Source organism: Phenylobacterium sp. (assembly GCF_046463815.1).
Taxonomy (GTDB): domain Bacteria; phylum Pseudomonadota; class Alphaproteobacteria; order Caulobacterales; family Caulobacteraceae; genus Phenylobacterium.
The window spans coordinates 114,860-129,015 of the sequence record NZ_JBKBRO010000005.1; the positions used below are offsets into that span (position 1 = coordinate 114,860).

Sequence of the window (14,156 nt, forward strand, 5' to 3'; positions counted from 1 at the left end):
CGGCCACAACCGCGGCTCAGTACGAGCCGCTCCGTCGGGCGACCGCGGGCACCGTGGCCAGGAGGATGACGAGGTAGCGCTTCGGCGTGACGGTCTTGGCGAGCAGGACGTCCATGGCCACGCGGCGGCGGTAGTCGACGTCGTTGCGGCCGCTCACCTGCCAGATGCCGGTGATGCCGGGGCGAACCGCGCAGTAATGGCGGAACCAGCGGCCGTAGCGGCGCGCCTCGTCCGGGACGATCGGTCGCGGCCCCACGAGGCTCATCTCGCCGCGCAGGACGTTCAGGAGCTGGGGCAGCTCGTCGATGCTGGTCAGGCGGATGAAGCGTCCGAGGGCGGTGACGCGCGGGTCGCGCCGGAGCTTGTGGTCGGCCTCCCATTCGGCCCGCGCGCCCGGGTCACGGGCGAGCAGGGCGGCGAGGCGGACCTCGGCGTCGATCACCATGCTGCGGAACTTCCAGCAGCGGAAGGCGCGGCCGCCCTTACCGATGCGCATGTGGCCGAAGAGGATCGGACCGCCGTCCTGCACCTTGATGGCGGCGGCGGTCGCCAGCATGAGCGGGAGGACGAAGATCAGCGCGCCCAGGCTGAAAACCACGTCGAGGACGCGGCAGACGTCGATCCGGAGGCGTCCGGCTTCGTTCGGGAATGCGTCGGCGAACCGTTTCGAGACGGTTCCCTCGGCGCGCAGCCTATCGATCCCGGAAAGGTACACCGTCGCCCCCAACCACGGCTTGTACGCACCCCAACTGAAGCTTGTGCAACCTTTACTCTGCTATTTCCATGCCAACCACAACTTTTGGGTTGCAAGCCCGAGACATATCGAATCGCCCTTCCCGGGAGCGGGACGGGGGCCTGGAGACCACTTGTTAAGCGCGCCAGGGTACCTTGGGGGCGCTTAGGAGGAGCAGGCGTGGTTCGACCCCTAGTTCGTCCCGTGGGGCAGCCGGCGGAGCCGCGGATTCCCGGGCCGTCCGCGGCGCCGCTCGCGGCGCCTGTCCACGGGCCTTCCGACGACGGCCCGGCGCGCCGCCTGCAGCAGGAACTGGAACGGGCCCTGGTGGGCGCGCCGGCCGAGCCGCGCTGGTCGGCGCGGCGGTCGCTGGCCCTCATCGTGGCGACGAACGCGCTGCTGTGGCTGGCGCTGCTCTGGGGCCTGCGCGCGCTCTTCTAGTCGGCGTAGTACTTCCGGTACTCGGCGTAATAGTAGCCGGGGTCGCCGTAGCCGTACCTGGTCTGGGCCTTCATATCGACCTGGGTGAGCGCCACCCCGCCGATGTGGGCGCCGATCTTGGCGAGCAGCCGGAAGGCGGCCTCGATGGCGTGCTGGGGCGTCTTGCGCCACTTGGCCAGGAACACGACCGCGTCGGCCTTCGAGGCCAGCACCCGGACGTCGGCGACGGGCAGCACCGGCGCGCAGTCCAGCACCACGAAGTCGTAGCGGACCGCGAACTCGGTCAGCAGCCGGTCCATGGCGGGGGGCCCGAACACGTCCCTTGGGGTCAGAGCCGAGGGCGCGAGCGGCAGGAGATGGGCGCCGCTCTGCTCGTCCACCACCACCGCCTGCTCCAGCGTGGCGGCGCCGCTCAGCACTTCGAGCAGGCCCCGCGTGGGCTCCGTCCGCATCAGGCGGTTCATCGAGCGCCGGTGCAGGTCGCAGTCGACCACGAGAACGCGCACGCCCTGCAGCGCCGAGGCGCGGGCCAGGCACATGGCCGTGGTCGTCTTGCCTTCGCCGGGAAGGGCCGAGGTGATGGCGACGATCCGCACGGGTTCGCCCAGGCGTGAATACTGGATCGAGGTCTTGAGGTTGCGGAAGGCCTCCGAGAAGCTGGAGAGCGGCTTGGCCAGCACGTACTCCACGGGCGGCAGGCGCGAGTCCTCGGCCACCGACGACAGCAGCGGAATCGAGCCCAGGTAGTTGGCGTCCAGCCGGCGCTCCACGTCCTTGGCCGTGGTGAGGCCCGCGTCCAGCATCTCGGCCAGCACGATGGCGCCCAGTCCCGAGCCCAAGCCGAGAAGCAGCCCGATCGCGAGGTTCAGCCCGATCTTCGGCGAGCTCGGCCGGGTAGGGATCTTGGCGCGTGAGACGATGCGGGCGTCCGACTGCTCGATCCCCTCCTGCGTGCTCGTCTCCTTGTAGCGGTTCAGATAGCTCTCGTAGAGCGTCCGCGACGCCTCGGCGGTGCGTTCCAGCTCGTTGAGCCGCACGGTGGCGCGGTTGTTGGCCGCGAGCGCGCCGCGGGCGCTGCCCAGGCTGCCCGCGATCGCCGCGAGCCGCTGGCGGGAAACCTGAACCTTGGCTTCCAGGTTCGAGATGATCCGGCCGATCTCCTGCTGGATCTGGGCGTCGATGTCCTGCAGCTCTCGCCGGGCCTTCAGCATCTCGGGGTGGCGCTCGCCGTAACGGCCGGACATCTCGGCCACCCGGCCGCTAACCTGGACCCGTTGCGCGCGCAGTCCCTGGATGACCGGGGAGGTGAGCGCCTCGCCCACGTCCTCGCCGGTCGAGCCGGCGGCGAGCTGGCGTCGCGCGGTGGCGAGCCGCGCCTCGTCCTCGGCCACCTGCGCCCGGGCCTGGGCGAGGGTCTGGTTGTAGTTCGAGATCTCCTGTTCGGTCAGCGTGGCGCCCGAGGCGCTCAGCAGGTTGTTGGCGATCCGGTATTGCTGCACGGCGGCTTCGTCGGCGATCACCTGGGCCCGCAGCTTCTCCAGCCGTTCGTTCAGCCAGCGGGAGGCCTGCTGGGTGGCCTCGAACTTCGCCTCCATCTGTTCCAGGAGGTACAGCTCGGCGTACTTGTTGGCGATCTGCGCCGCCTTGGCGGGCGTTTCCGACTCGAAGCCGATGTTGATGACATAGGTCAGGCCCACCCGACTGGTGGACAGGCGCGACAGCACCGCGTCGACCACGCGGTCGCGCTGCTTCTGGAGCTCGACCGGCGTCTCGCGCGCATCGGCGGGCACGCCCCGCTCGAAGACGCCACGGATCGCGCCCTTCACGGCCGCGAGGCCCGTGGGCTTGCGCAGGCGGGGATTGAATTCGGGGTCGCGGTCGAGGTTCAACGCCTCGACCACCCGCTGGGCGAGCTGGCGTGAGCGCAGGATCTCGACCTCGGTGTCCACGACGCTGGAGTCCGCCGGGAGGCCGGAGAGGACCTCCTGGGCGTTGGTCACCCGCTCCTGGCGCACGTCCAGCATGACGTTGGCCGTGGCGGTGTATTTCGGCGTCGCCTGCATGCTGATCACGGCGACGGCCACGAAGACCGCCAGCGCGCTCGCCGCCGCGAGCCGAAGGCGCCGCCGGAAGGCCATGTAGAGGCGCCGCAGGTCGAGCTCGCCGAGCAGGGCGTTCGTCCAGGCGCCCGTGGACGATCCCGGCGAGGGCGACGTTCGGTCGGGCGAGGGGGTGTGGACGTTCATGGCGTTCCGGTTGATCTGCTCAGGCGCGTCGCAGTCTGACATGAAGCGGGTTAACCGCCGCGATCCTACGCCGAAAACGGGCGGGCCGCCGCAGGATGCGACCGTCGGTTGCTCAGTACTTGAGGGTCAGGGTCGCCCCGATCTTGTTGACCTTGAAGTCCTCGCCCCGCGCGGCGCCGTGCGATGTCTGCTCCTGGCGGCTGTAGGCGACCGTCACCCCGGCGTGGCGATTGAGCAGGTAGGTGGCGCTGAGCCCGGCCGAGGTTCGCTTGTCCAGGCGCGGGGCCCCTTGGTAGTCGTCCTCGCCGTACCCGACCTGGCCGCTGAGGATCAGGTTGCGCAGCAGTTCGTAGTCGACCTGCGCCCCGACGTTGGACGAGATCATGCTCGAGGCGCCCAGCACCCCCGCCTCCTCGACGCTCCTGGCGCCGGTCACGGTGACGGTCATCAGCTGGGTGGGGAACCATTCCACCTGGGCCCGGGCGCCCAGGCTCTTGACGGGGGCGAAGTCCGGCCGGTCGAAGGTCTGTCTCAGATAGCCGAAACCGATCTCGCCGCGGGCGAGGTTGGAGACCTCGAAGTTCGCGCCGACGAGCGCCTCCACGCCCTGGGAATCCCGATCCACGAAGTCTGGGAAGGCCGCCGGCGGCGGGTTCTCAAGCCGGTAGGCGCGGCGGTTGCCCGCCACCTGGACGAAGAAGGCGGTGTCCGGGCTGAGCGCATAGTCGGCCCGCAGCGTGGCGGTGGTCTGGAGGCGGTCGCGGTCGTCCTGCGGCCGATTGGCGGGACGGGCGAGGTAGATGAAGTTGCGCGCCTCGAGGCGGCCCGACAGGCGCAGGCGGTTGAACTCGCGCATCGCCGTCAGGTTGGCCGAGGTCACTTCGTACTGCACCGGACGCGCCTGCCCCTCGGAGGTGGCGCTCGTGCGGGGTTCGGTGAGCCGAGACCAGTCGGCGGTCAGGTTGATCTGGGCGGCGCGCAGGACGTCCAGCCGGCCTTGCAGCCCCGCGGCATAGTCGTCGGTGTTCTCGGTGGAGAGGTCGGCGTACCGATTGACGACGGCCCGCGCATAGCCGCTGAGCGCATGGCGCGACCACAACGAGTTCACCGAGACCTCCGGCGTGAATCGGCCGATCACGTCGTCCCGCTTGTCGCCGGGCGTGGCGAAGACGTTGTCGTTGGCTTCGACCGAGGCGCCGAGCTTCGGAAAGACCATGAAGGCCCCGGTCCGCAGGCCGATGGCCTCGTACTCGGGATGCGGCCGGCTGCGTACGCTGACGTTCCGGTCGCGGCTGAAGTTGCTCCGCGCGTCCGCGGCGCCCGCGAGGCTGCCGCCGACGCCCTGCGCCAGCACCGCGCCCGGCGCGACGATCAGCGCCGCGGTGGCGACGAGGATGGACCTGCTCACGCTCACGAATGCCACACTGCTCGAAGGGAACCCCGCATCCGGCCGCTGGACGATTCCTTGGCCGCTCCGTTCCGGTCAGGTCGTCGGGTGGGTGCCGCCGCCACTGCCGCCTCCGCCGCCGCCCCCGCTGGGCGGGCCGGCGCCTGTTGTTCCCTGCTGGGTTCCCTGGACCTGCTGAACGACCTGCTGGCGGGTGACCGCGCTGGTGTTGCTGGTCACCGCGGCCGTCACGACCGCCTGCACCGCCTGCACGGCTTGGCTCACCGCCGCCTGCACCCGCGCGGCGAGCTGCGGGTTCGCCGCCGCCGGAGAGGCGGCGACGATCGCCGCGATCTGCGCCTGGACCTGGGTGAGGGCCGCCTGGGCGATCACCGGGTCGGCCCCGTCGATCACATTGGCGATGGCCTCGGCGATCAACTGCTCCAGTTCGTCGGGATCGGTGGTGGTGTTGACCACCGCCTGGACGGCGGCCTCGATCTCCTGGGCGAGTTCGGCCGCCTGCTGCTGAAGGGCGCTCGGTTCCTGGGCGATGGCCAAGACCGGGATCGTCGGCGCGCCCAGAAGCGCCGCCGCCGCCAGGACGCGGGCTGCTGCTCCGACGAGGCGAATCCTATGGCCCATGCGGCCCCCCGGGACACTGCGGCGCCGCAGCGCCTGCACCAATGGGTTCCATTGGTCACAACCGGCGCGCGCGCTCAAGCCCTTTATGGCGTCAATTCAGTAACGTTGCAGCCGCCGGACCGCGTTTCCGGCGTCGTGTGCTCATTTGGCGACGCTTTTCTCCAGCCGATTAAGCCAAAGCCCGGCTGAGAGGCGTCCCGCCGGGTTCTGCAGGTCGCCAGCCATCTGCAACAGTTCGCCGCGATACGTGTAATCGCGCCAAAGGGCCTCGAATTCGTGGCGCGCGGATTTTCTGACGTCCCGCGGAATGCTCTGCGAATTCTCCAGAACGAACCGTAGTCTCCAGGTTCCCGCGTAGATGTCGATCGGCGCGAGGTCGTAGGACCGGCGCAGCAGGGCGACCCCTTGCGGCGACAGGCGGCCGTTGCGCAGACGGTCGGCGTAGGCCAGCCGCAGCCATGAGCTGTTGTCGTACGGGAACTGCGCCAGGGCCCGTCGGCTGAGGCGCTCGGCTTCGGCGACAGCCTCGGGGGTGGGCGCGGGCGGGGCCAGGAGCTGCTCGGCCGGACGCGCATAGCCCGCGGCCAGCTTCATCAGCGGCGCGGGGCCCAGTCGCGCCTCGCCTCCGGCGTTCAGCGCCACCAGGCAGAGGATCGCCAGCACGGCCGTGGAGGCCGCCAGGGCCGCGGTCAGGGCGATGCGGAACGGCCGGGCGCTCATCGTCGGGAACTCCCCTGCGCGAGCGCCGCCTGCAGACCGAGCGTCCAGGCCCAGAACGCGGCGATCGACGGGCTCTGCAGGGCGGAATCCGTGAGTCCGTGGACGATGAAGACCACGTCCATGGCCAGGAGGCCCGCGAGCAGGGCGGTCATGCGGCTGCGGCGGAGCAGGCCGCGCAGGACGCCCAGCATGATCGCGGCCACGCAGAGGAACATCGGGACGGCGGCGAAGAGTCCGCCCTCCTCCAGCCACTGCAGGTACAGGTTCAGGGGCGCCCGGAGGTTGGCGAGCGTCGCGAAGTCGGCGCCCGTAAGCAGGCTGCGGTTCACCGGCTCGAAGCCCCCGAGGCCATAACCGAGGAAGGGCGACTCCAGGAACGCGCGCCAGTGAATGTCCCAGATGGCGTACCGCAGCGGCGAGTCGACCTCGGTCCGGAAGAATCGCGCGACCACGCGGTCGCCGGCCAGGGCCACGAGCACGGCGAGCAGCACGACGCCGGCCAGTCCCGCCGCGAAGGCCCGGCCGGGCTTCACCCCGCCGGTGGCGAACCGGAGCCCGAAGAGCGTGAGGAGCCCGACGAGGGCCGCGAGGACCGCGCCGCGCGAGCCGGTGTTCAGGACGGTGACCGCCAGGACGAAGCCCGCCGTTCCCAGGAGATAGGCGCCGGCCTCGCGCCTGCGCGCCGGCCGCCAGAAGGCGGCCACGGCCAGGATGAACAGCGCCGCGAAGAGGTTGCCCGCGGTGTTCGGGTTGAGGAACAGCGCCTCGAGACGACGGCCCTGGGTTTGGTAGATGGCCCCGCTCGCCCCCGCGAAGATCGCCCAGAGGCCGAAGAGGGCGCCCGCGAGCACGGTGATCCGGACTGCGAACCGGGCGCGCTCGTCGCGCGCCCCGGCCGCCGCGCCGATCAGGAAGAAGCAGGCGAGCCCCATCAGCTTCACGAGTTCGACGATGGTGGCCGACCGGTCTACCGTCGCCCCGCCCCTCAGGCCCACATAGGTCCAGACCGGATGCGGTCCCCCGGGGACCCATGGCGTGAGACTCCAGGCTCCGGCCGCGAGCACCGCCAGGAAGAGCGCGCCCGCGATCTCCAGCCCGGTGAGCCGCAGGAGGTCCTCCCGCAGCGCCGGGGTCAGCAGGATGGCGCCGAGGATCGTGGCGGCGGCCAGGTCCATGGCGAGCGCGGCGTCGCCGACGACCGCTCCGTAGGCCAGGTGGGCCGCCTGGATGACCAGCAGGGCGGCCGCGGGCGCCCAGGCCCGCGGCGGCGGGGGCCACAGGCCATCCGCGCCGCCGGCGCGTTCCGTCGCCCTCGCGCCCCCTCCGGACACCCTTTGCTCCCCAGACTCTACTGGGAGGAGAGCCTATCGCAACGTGGCGATCAACACGCCCTGGCCGCGGCGGGACTTGGCGGCAGGCGCGGCCATGACCCAGTTGAAGGCCTCGCCCCCGACCTGGCGTTGCCGCCAGTGGTAGGGCGCGCTCTTCCAGGGCACGATCCAGGGAGTCAGGTTGTCGAGCACGAACTCGCCCTTGCTCGTGTTCACCAGCAGGACGGCGTGCGTTTCGCCCCAGGCGGTGGTCGCAACGGCGATGTTGAGGGCGCGAGCCGGGACGCCGGCGTCGAGCAGCGCGCGGCGCTTCTCCAGCACGAAATCCTCGCAGTCGCCGGCGGAGAGCCCATCCCTCAGAGGCGTGGCCCAGTAGTCGTCCGCGCCCCAGGCGTCGGCGTCGGTCCGCCGCAGGAGGTTCTGGTTCACCCGGCCGTTGACCCGGTTGAGGGTCGTCCAGAGGGCCGGATCCAGGCGGGGGATGGCGGACCTGCGGGCGCTCGCGCGCCACGTCGGGTCGACGAACGACACGCTGACTGGCGCCTCGGCCGCCTCGATCACGGCGGTGAAAAGCAGGGGCGCGGGGGTCACGTCGCCCGCGGGTTCGGCCCGGCCCACGGCGGCGGGGGCGAGCAGGGCCTTGCGGTCGGCCTCGGCCCGGCGGGCGCCGGCCAGCACCTGGGCTGCGTCCGCGCCGCAGTCGAGCGGCTGGCGCTGGCAAAACGCGACGTAGCCCGCCGGCGGAAGCGCGGCGCGGCCGAGCGGCATCGTGGCGGCGGCGGGCGCGGCCAGGCAGGCGGACGCGCTCATCCAGAGCCCTGCGGCGGCTGCGAGCCGCCGCAGGACCTTACTTTGAAGCACCACACCATCACCCAATACGTTCTTATTGGGCGTATTCTGACTGGTAGACTCTTAAGTTGACCTGTATTGATGTGGTTACTCTGAAATAAATATAAGATTACATTTTCGTTCACGCTTGCCGATGCATGGTAAATGCATAGGTAATGTTGAGTATCCGGGCTTTGCTTTGGTCGTGGTCCGTTTGCCGGCGATTCACCATCTTCCGGCGGCGCGGTGGATCGCCGGGCGGTATTCCGGGCCCCGGCCCCGTGAGGTATGCTTCCAGGTTGTGGTGCACGCGTCGGAGTCGAGGAGAATGCGTCGGATCGGAGGGCTTGCGGCGTTCGCTGCCGCATGCGTCGGGTTGTTCGCCCTGATGGTCGCATCCGTGGCGGCCTCCGGCGCGGCGGCCGCCGAGAAGGACTCCGTCGCCGAGCGCGAGGTCGCCGCCTACCGGCTAGGCGCGGGCGACAAGATCCGGGTGATCACGTTCGGCGAGGACAATCTGACCGGTGAGTTCCAGGTCGCCGGGTCGGGCAAGGTTTCCTTTCCCCTGATCGGCGAGGTCCAGGCCGCGGGTCTGACCGTCCCGGAGTTCCAGAGGGGTGTCGAGAGCGCCCTGAGGGAAGGCTATCTGAAGGAGCCGCGGGTCAGCGTCGAGGTGCTGAACTACCGGCCGTTCTACATCCTGGGCGAGGTGAACAAGCCTGGGGAGTACCCCTACACCAACGGGCTGACGGTGATGAACGCCGTGGCCACGGCCGAGGGGTTCACCTATCGGGCCAACATGAAGAAGGTCTTCATCAAGCGGGCCGACAGCGAGAAGGAGGAGTCCTTCCCGCTCACCGGCACGACGCCCGTGGCGCCCGGCGACACCATCCGGATCGCGGAGCGGTTCTTCTAGCGGGGGCGAGTTGCGCAGGGGCGGGGAAATCGGCGACCTTGGCCGCGTGAAGACCACCGATCCCGCCCCCTATCCGATCCTGCTGTCGGTCGTCGTGCCGCTGAAGGACGCCGGCGGCCGGGTCCGCGCGCTGCTCGAGCCCCTGGCGACCCAGCTCGCGCGGGAGGTCGAGGATTTCGAGCTCGTGGTGGTCGACAACGGCTCCACGGACGGCTGCCACCGCGAGTACGCCGAGCTGGTGCAGGAGGGCGGCCTGCCCAATCTGCAGGTCTATCGGCTGATCCGCACGGTGGACCCCGAGATCGCCATCTGGGCGGGCGTCGAGAACGCGCTGGGCGACTACGTCCTGGTGCTCGATCCGCTGAACGAGGACCTGTCGTTCCTGCCGCTGGCGCTGGAGAAGATCGCGGCGGGGGCCGACCTCGTCACCATCCGCAACACCACGCCCAAGCCCATGGGCGGGGCCGAGCGCCTGCTGGACCGGCTCTTCCGGTCGGCCTACCGGCGCCTCGTCGGCGTGGACCTGGCGACCGAAGGGGCCATCTGCCGGCTGACCAGCAAGCGGGTCGTCAGCTTCCTGATGGAGCAGCCCAAGCCGGCGCTGCGCTACCGCGCGCTGCCGGCGCTGGCGGGCTTTCCCAAGGCCTCGATCGAGTACGCGGGCCCGCGGGCGCCGAAGTCGGCCCAGAGCCTCGGCGCGCGGGCGCGGCGGGGGCTCAGCCTGCTGTTCGCCCAGACCATCCTGCCGCTGCGCCTGGCCTCGGGCCTGGCCATCGCGGGCGCCACGCTGAACCTGCTCTACTCGGCCTATGTGATCCTGATCCGGCTCTTCAAGTCGGACGTCATGCCGGGGTGGACGACGCTGTCGCTCCAGCAGTCCGGGATGTTCTTCCTGCTCTCGCTGGTGCTGTTCATCCTGGTCGAGTACGTGGCCCAGATGCTGACCTGGACCCTGGAGGGGCCGTCCTACTACCTGGCCGGGGAGCACACGAGCGCGGTGCTGACGCGGCGCGAGCGGTTGAACGTCCGAAGCCAGGCCCATCCGGCGCCGGCCCGCCTGGGGAGCGAATGACCGCCGCCGTCGTCGTGGGCGGCGGCTTCTACGGAGCCATGATCGCCGTCCACCTGCGGGCCCGCGGGCTGGCGGACGTGCGGCTTCTGGAAGCGGGCTCCTTCCTGATGCACGGCGCCTCGTTCGCCAACCAGGCCCGGGTGCACGGCGGCTACCACTACCTGCGCAGCTTCACGACCGCCTATCGCAGCCGCGCCAACTACGCCCGCTTCCTGGCCCGGTTCGGAGAGGCGGTGGTGGGCTTCCAGGCCGTCTACGCCCTGGCGCGGCGCAACTCCAAGGCCACGCCCCGGCAGATGGAGCGCCTCTGCGCCGACATCGGCGCGCCGCTGGAGCCCGCGCCGCCGCAGATCGCAGGACTCTTCGACGAGCGGCTGATCGCCCGCGCCTACCTCGCCGAGGAGGCGGCGTTCGACGCGGGCCGCCTGGCCCGGATCGCGGAGCAGGCGCTCACCGAGGCGGGCGTGGCGGTCACTTTGGGCGCCGAGGTCACGGGTGTCGAAGCGGACCGCGAGGGCGTCCGCCTGGCCGTGAGGTCCGGAGAGAGAGAGAGGCCGCTCGACGCCGGCGTAGTCTTCAACTGCACCTACAGCGGTCTCCAGCGGATCGCGGGCGGCGCGCCGCTCGGTCTCAAGCACGAGTTGACGGAACTTGCGCTGGTGCGGCCGCCATCCGAGTTCGAGGGCCTGGGCGTGACCGTCATGGACGGGCCGTTCTTCTCCTGCATGCCGTTCCCCGCGCACGGGCTGCATTCCCTGTCCCACGTCCGCTATACGCCGCACATGAGCTGGACCGAGGCCGGCGAGCGCGACCCCTACGCGGTGCTTGACGCCTATCCGAAGGCGAGCCGCGTGGACCGGATGCTGCGCGACGCGGCCCGCTATGCGCCGGTCCTGGCCCGCAGCGAGGTGGTGGAATCGCTGTTCACCGTGAAGACGGTGCTGACCCGCAACGAAGGCGACGACGGCCGGCCGATCCTGTTCGAGCGCCATCCCAGCGGACGGCTGTTCAGCATCCTGGGCGGCAAGATCGACAACGTGTTCGACGTGCTGGAGCGCCTGGACCAGGAGGAGCTGCCGGCATGAGCGACGCCCTGATCGGCTGGAGCGGCTATGTGGGCCAGACGCTGCTGCGCCAGCGCGGCTTCGATCTGAGGTACCGCTCGACCGACGTCGAGCAGATCCGGGGACGCTCCGTGGACCTTCTGGTCTGCGCCGGCGCCCCGGCTCAGAAGTGGATCGCCGACCGCGAACCGGAGGCGGACCGGGCGAAGCTGGACGCCCTGGCCGACTGCCTGGAGGCCGTGGAGGCCCGCCAGGTGGTGCTGATCAGCACGGTGGACGTCTTCGCCGACAGCCGCGGCGTGGACGAGGCGTCCGATCCCGACGCCGCCCGACCCGGACCCTATGGCTCGAACCGCCGCCGGCTGGAGGAAAGGGTGCGGGCGCATTTCCCGGAGGCCCTGATCGTCCGCCTGCCGGGGCTGGTGGGGCCGGGGCTGCGCAAGAACGCCCTTTTCGACCTCCGCAACGACAACAACCTGGGCGCCATCGATGCGCGGGGCGTCTATCAGTTCTATCCGATGGTGAACCTGTGGGCCGACGTGAAGACGGCCCTGGAAGCGGGCCTGCGCCTCATCCACCTCACCGCCGAGCCCCTGTCCGTGGCCGACGCAGCGCGCGAGGGATTCGGACGCGACTTCGACAACGTCGTGGAGGGGCGGGCGCCCGCCGCCTACGATTTCCGCACCCGCCACGCCGAGCTGTTCGGCGGGACCGGCGCCTACCAGTATTCGCGGCGCGAGAGCCTGATGGCCATCCGGGCCTACGCCCAATCCGAACCGCCGTCGAAGCCCCTGGCCTGACATGCGCCTGTCGGTCTCCAACATCGCCTGGGACGTGGACGAGGACGGGGCGGTCGCCGATCTGCTGGCGGCGGCCGGCGTCACCCAGGTGGACCTGGCGCCCGGCAAGTACTTCGCCGATCCGGCCGCCGTCTCCGAAGCCGACGCCGAGCGGGTGCGCCGCTGGTGGGCGGACCGGGGTTTCGGGGTCGCCGGGATGCAGAGCCTGCTGTTCGGGACCACCGGTCTGAACCTGTTTTCCGACAGCGGCGGGGCCATGCTGGCGCGGCTGGCCGGCGTGTGCCGCACGGGCCGGCTGCTGGGGGCGCGGGCGCTGACCTTCGGGTCGCCGAAGAACCGGGACCGGAGCGGGCTGGACGACGACACCGTGCGCAGGGTCGCCGTCGACTTCTTCCGCCGGCTGGGCGACGCCGCGGCCGGGGAGGGCGTCGTCGTCTGCCTGGAGGCCAATCCGGTCCGCTACGGCTGCAATTTCATGACCGGCACCGACGAGGCGGCCGAAATGGTCCGGGCCGTGGATCATCCGGCCATCCGCCTGCAGCTCGACGTCGGGGCCATCGCGGTGAACGGCGAGGACCCGGGCGCCACGATCGCCGCCCACGCTGGCCTGATCGGCCACATCCATGCCAGCGAACCGGGTCTGGTCCCGCTGGGCGACGGAGGAGCGCCGCATGCCGCCGCGGCGGCGGCGTTGCGACGGACGCGGCCAGAGCTGACGGTGACGGTCGAGATGCTGACCCCCGGCGACGAGCCCGCGCTCCAGGCCGTCGGCCGGGCGGTGGCCGTCGCCAGGACCGCCTATGGGGGCGCCGAATGACCTGGCTGCTCGTGATTGTGGGAATCCTGGCCAACGCCGCAGCCAGCGTTATGGTGAAGCTGAGCTCGAAGGGGCCGCTGAACCTCGCCGATCCGGTGGGGCTGCTGACCAACTGGCGGCTCCTGCTGGCGGCGGTCAGCTACGGCGCGGCGTTCCTGGCCTATGCCGCCGCCGTCACCCGCCTGCCGCTCAACATCGCCCATCCGGTCTCGACGGCGGGCGCCATCGTCATCGTCGGCGCGGCCTCGGCCTTCCTGATCCGCGACGCCTTCACCCCGCTGCATTGGCTGGGCTACGGCCTGCTGCTGTCCGGCATCGTTGCGCTGGCCTTCGCCAAGGGCGCCGCATGAGGTTCGTGCCCGAACACGCCGTCGAGCGCTGGACGGGGCGGACCCGCGACTGGTGCGTGGTGATCCCGGTCATCAACGAGGGCGAGCGGATCGGCCGCCTGCTGGCCCGCATGAGCGCGCTGAACATCGCCGACCTGGCCGATATCGTGATCGTCGACGGCGGCTCCACCGATGGCTCGCTCGCGCCCGAGCGCCTGGACGCCCACCGCGTGGCGGGGCTGGTCCGCAAGACGGGTTCCGGCAAGCTCAGCGCCCAGCTCCTTTGCGCCTACGCCTTCGTGCTGGACCAGGGGTACCGGGGCGTCGTCACCATCGACGGCAACGACAAGGACGACCCCGACGCCATTCCCGACTTCGTCCAAGCGCTGGAGGAGGGTTGGGACTTCGTCCAGGCGTCGCGTTACGTCCCCGGCGGGGTGGCCGAGAACACGCCCTGGCTGCGCGACCTCGCCATCCGGTTGATCCACGCCCCGGCGCTGAGCCTGGCCTCGGGGTTCCGCTGGACCGACACCACCCAGGGCTTCCGGGCCTACAGCCGGCGGCTTCTGGAGGACCCCCGGATGGGGATCTTCCGGCCCGAATTCCGGGACTACGAGCTCCTGGCCTACATGAACTACCGGGCCCCGCGCCTCGGCTTCCGGTGCACCGAGCGGCCCACCGCCCGCCGCTATCCGAAGGGCGAGAAGGCCCCGACCAAGATCCGGCCCTTCCGTGGGGAATACGCCCTGCTAAAGACCCTGCTCGATGTCTGCCTTGGCCGATTCAACCCGCCTCGGGTTAGTTAGGCGCCTGGGGCGACCTGAGGGCGA

At 70.6% G+C, this 14,156-nt stretch carries 15 protein-coding genes; 8 read left to right on the forward strand and 7 right to left on the reverse strand.

The window, feature by feature from the left end; genetic code table 11:
• Nucleotides 1-16: 16 nt before the first annotated feature.
• Nucleotides 17-715, reverse strand: a complete 699-nt coding sequence (locus ACK4TT_RS04650; protein ID WP_409638879.1) for a sugar transferase — start codon at nt 713-715, stop codon at nt 17-19.
• Between the two features lie 198 nt (nt 716-913).
• Here ACK4TT_RS04650 and ACK4TT_RS04655 point away from each other — a divergent pair, with 198 nt between their 5' ends.
• Entirely contained in the window at nt 914-1,174 is a 261-nt protein-coding gene (locus tag ACK4TT_RS04655; protein WP_409638876.1) for a hypothetical protein, read from the forward strand.
• On the opposite strand, the gene ACK4TT_RS04660 is transcribed toward ACK4TT_RS04655, so the two are convergent.
• The 6 genes from ACK4TT_RS04660 to ACK4TT_RS04685 form a co-directional block, all read right to left on the reverse strand.
• The gene (locus ACK4TT_RS04660; RefSeq protein ID WP_410212530.1) at nt 1,171-3,462 is read right to left on the reverse strand and encodes a GumC family protein; all 2,292 of its coding nucleotides are present in this window, start codon (nt 3,460-3,462) and stop codon (nt 1,171-1,173) included. The two genes, ACK4TT_RS04655 and ACK4TT_RS04660, sit on opposite strands and share 4 nt — an antisense overlap.
• Nucleotides 3,463-3,532: 70 nt before the next feature.
• The gene (locus ACK4TT_RS04665; RefSeq protein WP_409638870.1) at nt 3,533-4,828 is read right to left on the reverse strand and encodes an outer membrane beta-barrel protein; all 1,296 of its coding nucleotides are present in this window, start codon (nt 4,826-4,828) and stop codon (nt 3,533-3,535) included.
• Nucleotides 4,829-4,903: 75 nt separating this feature from the next.
• Nucleotides 4,904-5,449, reverse strand: a complete 546-nt coding sequence (locus ACK4TT_RS04670; protein ID WP_410212531.1) for a hypothetical protein — start codon at nt 5,447-5,449, stop codon at nt 4,904-4,906.
• A gap of 141 nt (nt 5,450-5,590) precedes the next feature.
• Nucleotides 5,591-6,169 (reverse strand): hypothetical protein, encoded by a 579-nt coding sequence (locus tag ACK4TT_RS04675; RefSeq protein ID WP_410212532.1) that lies wholly within the window; start codon nt 6,167-6,169, stop codon nt 5,591-5,593.
• Entirely contained in the window at nt 6,166-7,500 is a 1,335-nt protein-coding gene (locus tag ACK4TT_RS04680; RefSeq protein WP_410212533.1) for an O-antigen ligase family protein, read from the reverse strand. The genes ACK4TT_RS04675 and ACK4TT_RS04680 overlap by 4 nt, the downstream gene beginning before the upstream one ends.
• Nucleotides 7,501-7,533: 33 nt before the next feature.
• The gene (locus ACK4TT_RS04685; RefSeq protein WP_409638860.1) at nt 7,534-8,310 is read right to left on the reverse strand and encodes a transglutaminase-like cysteine peptidase; all 777 of its coding nucleotides are present in this window, start codon (nt 8,308-8,310) and stop codon (nt 7,534-7,536) included.
• Between the two features lie 406 nt (nt 8,311-8,716).
• Here ACK4TT_RS04685 and ACK4TT_RS04690 point away from each other — a divergent pair, with 406 nt between their 5' ends.
• Genes ACK4TT_RS04690 through ACK4TT_RS04720 form a run of 7 tightly spaced genes read left to right on the forward strand, consistent with a single transcriptional unit; the run spans nt 8,717 to nt 14,132 of the window.
• On the forward strand, nt 8,717-9,244 hold the full coding sequence (locus ACK4TT_RS04690; RefSeq protein ID WP_409638857.1) for a polysaccharide biosynthesis/export family protein: 528 nt from the start codon (nt 8,717-8,719) through the stop codon (nt 9,242-9,244).
• A gap of 46 nt (nt 9,245-9,290) precedes the next feature.
• On the forward strand, nt 9,291-10,316 hold the full coding sequence (locus ACK4TT_RS04695) for a glycosyltransferase (RefSeq protein WP_409638832.1): 1,026 nt from the start codon (nt 9,291-9,293) through the stop codon (nt 10,314-10,316).
• Nucleotides 10,313-11,401 carry an NAD(P)/FAD-dependent oxidoreductase gene (locus tag ACK4TT_RS04700; RefSeq protein ID WP_410212534.1) on the forward strand — a complete coding sequence of 363 codons (1,089 nt, stop codon included), beginning with the start codon at nt 10,313-10,315 and terminating at the stop codon, nt 11,399-11,401. Before ACK4TT_RS04695 ends, ACK4TT_RS04700 begins: the two co-directional genes overlap by 4 nt.
• Entirely contained in the window at nt 11,398-12,180 is a 783-nt protein-coding gene (locus ACK4TT_RS04705; RefSeq protein WP_409638826.1) for a pyridine nucleotide transhydrogenase, read from the forward strand. Before ACK4TT_RS04700 ends, ACK4TT_RS04705 begins: the two co-directional genes overlap by 4 nt.
• 1 nt (nt 12,181) lies before the next feature.
• Nucleotides 12,182-12,997 carry a sugar phosphate isomerase/epimerase family protein gene (locus ACK4TT_RS04710; protein ID WP_410212535.1) on the forward strand — a complete coding sequence of 272 codons (816 nt, stop codon included), beginning with the start codon at nt 12,182-12,184 and terminating at the stop codon, nt 12,995-12,997.
• Nucleotides 12,994-13,347, forward strand: coding sequence for a hypothetical protein (locus ACK4TT_RS04715; RefSeq protein WP_409638820.1), 354 nt, complete (start codon nt 12,994-12,996; stop codon nt 13,345-13,347). The genes ACK4TT_RS04710 and ACK4TT_RS04715 overlap by 4 nt, the downstream gene beginning before the upstream one ends.
• Complete coding sequence (locus ACK4TT_RS04720) at nt 13,344-14,132, forward strand: glycosyltransferase family 2 protein (RefSeq protein ID WP_409638817.1); 789 nt, start codon at nt 13,344-13,346, stop codon at nt 14,130-14,132. Before ACK4TT_RS04715 ends, ACK4TT_RS04720 begins: the two co-directional genes overlap by 4 nt.
• The last annotated feature ends 24 nt before the right edge of the window (nt 14,133-14,156 follow it).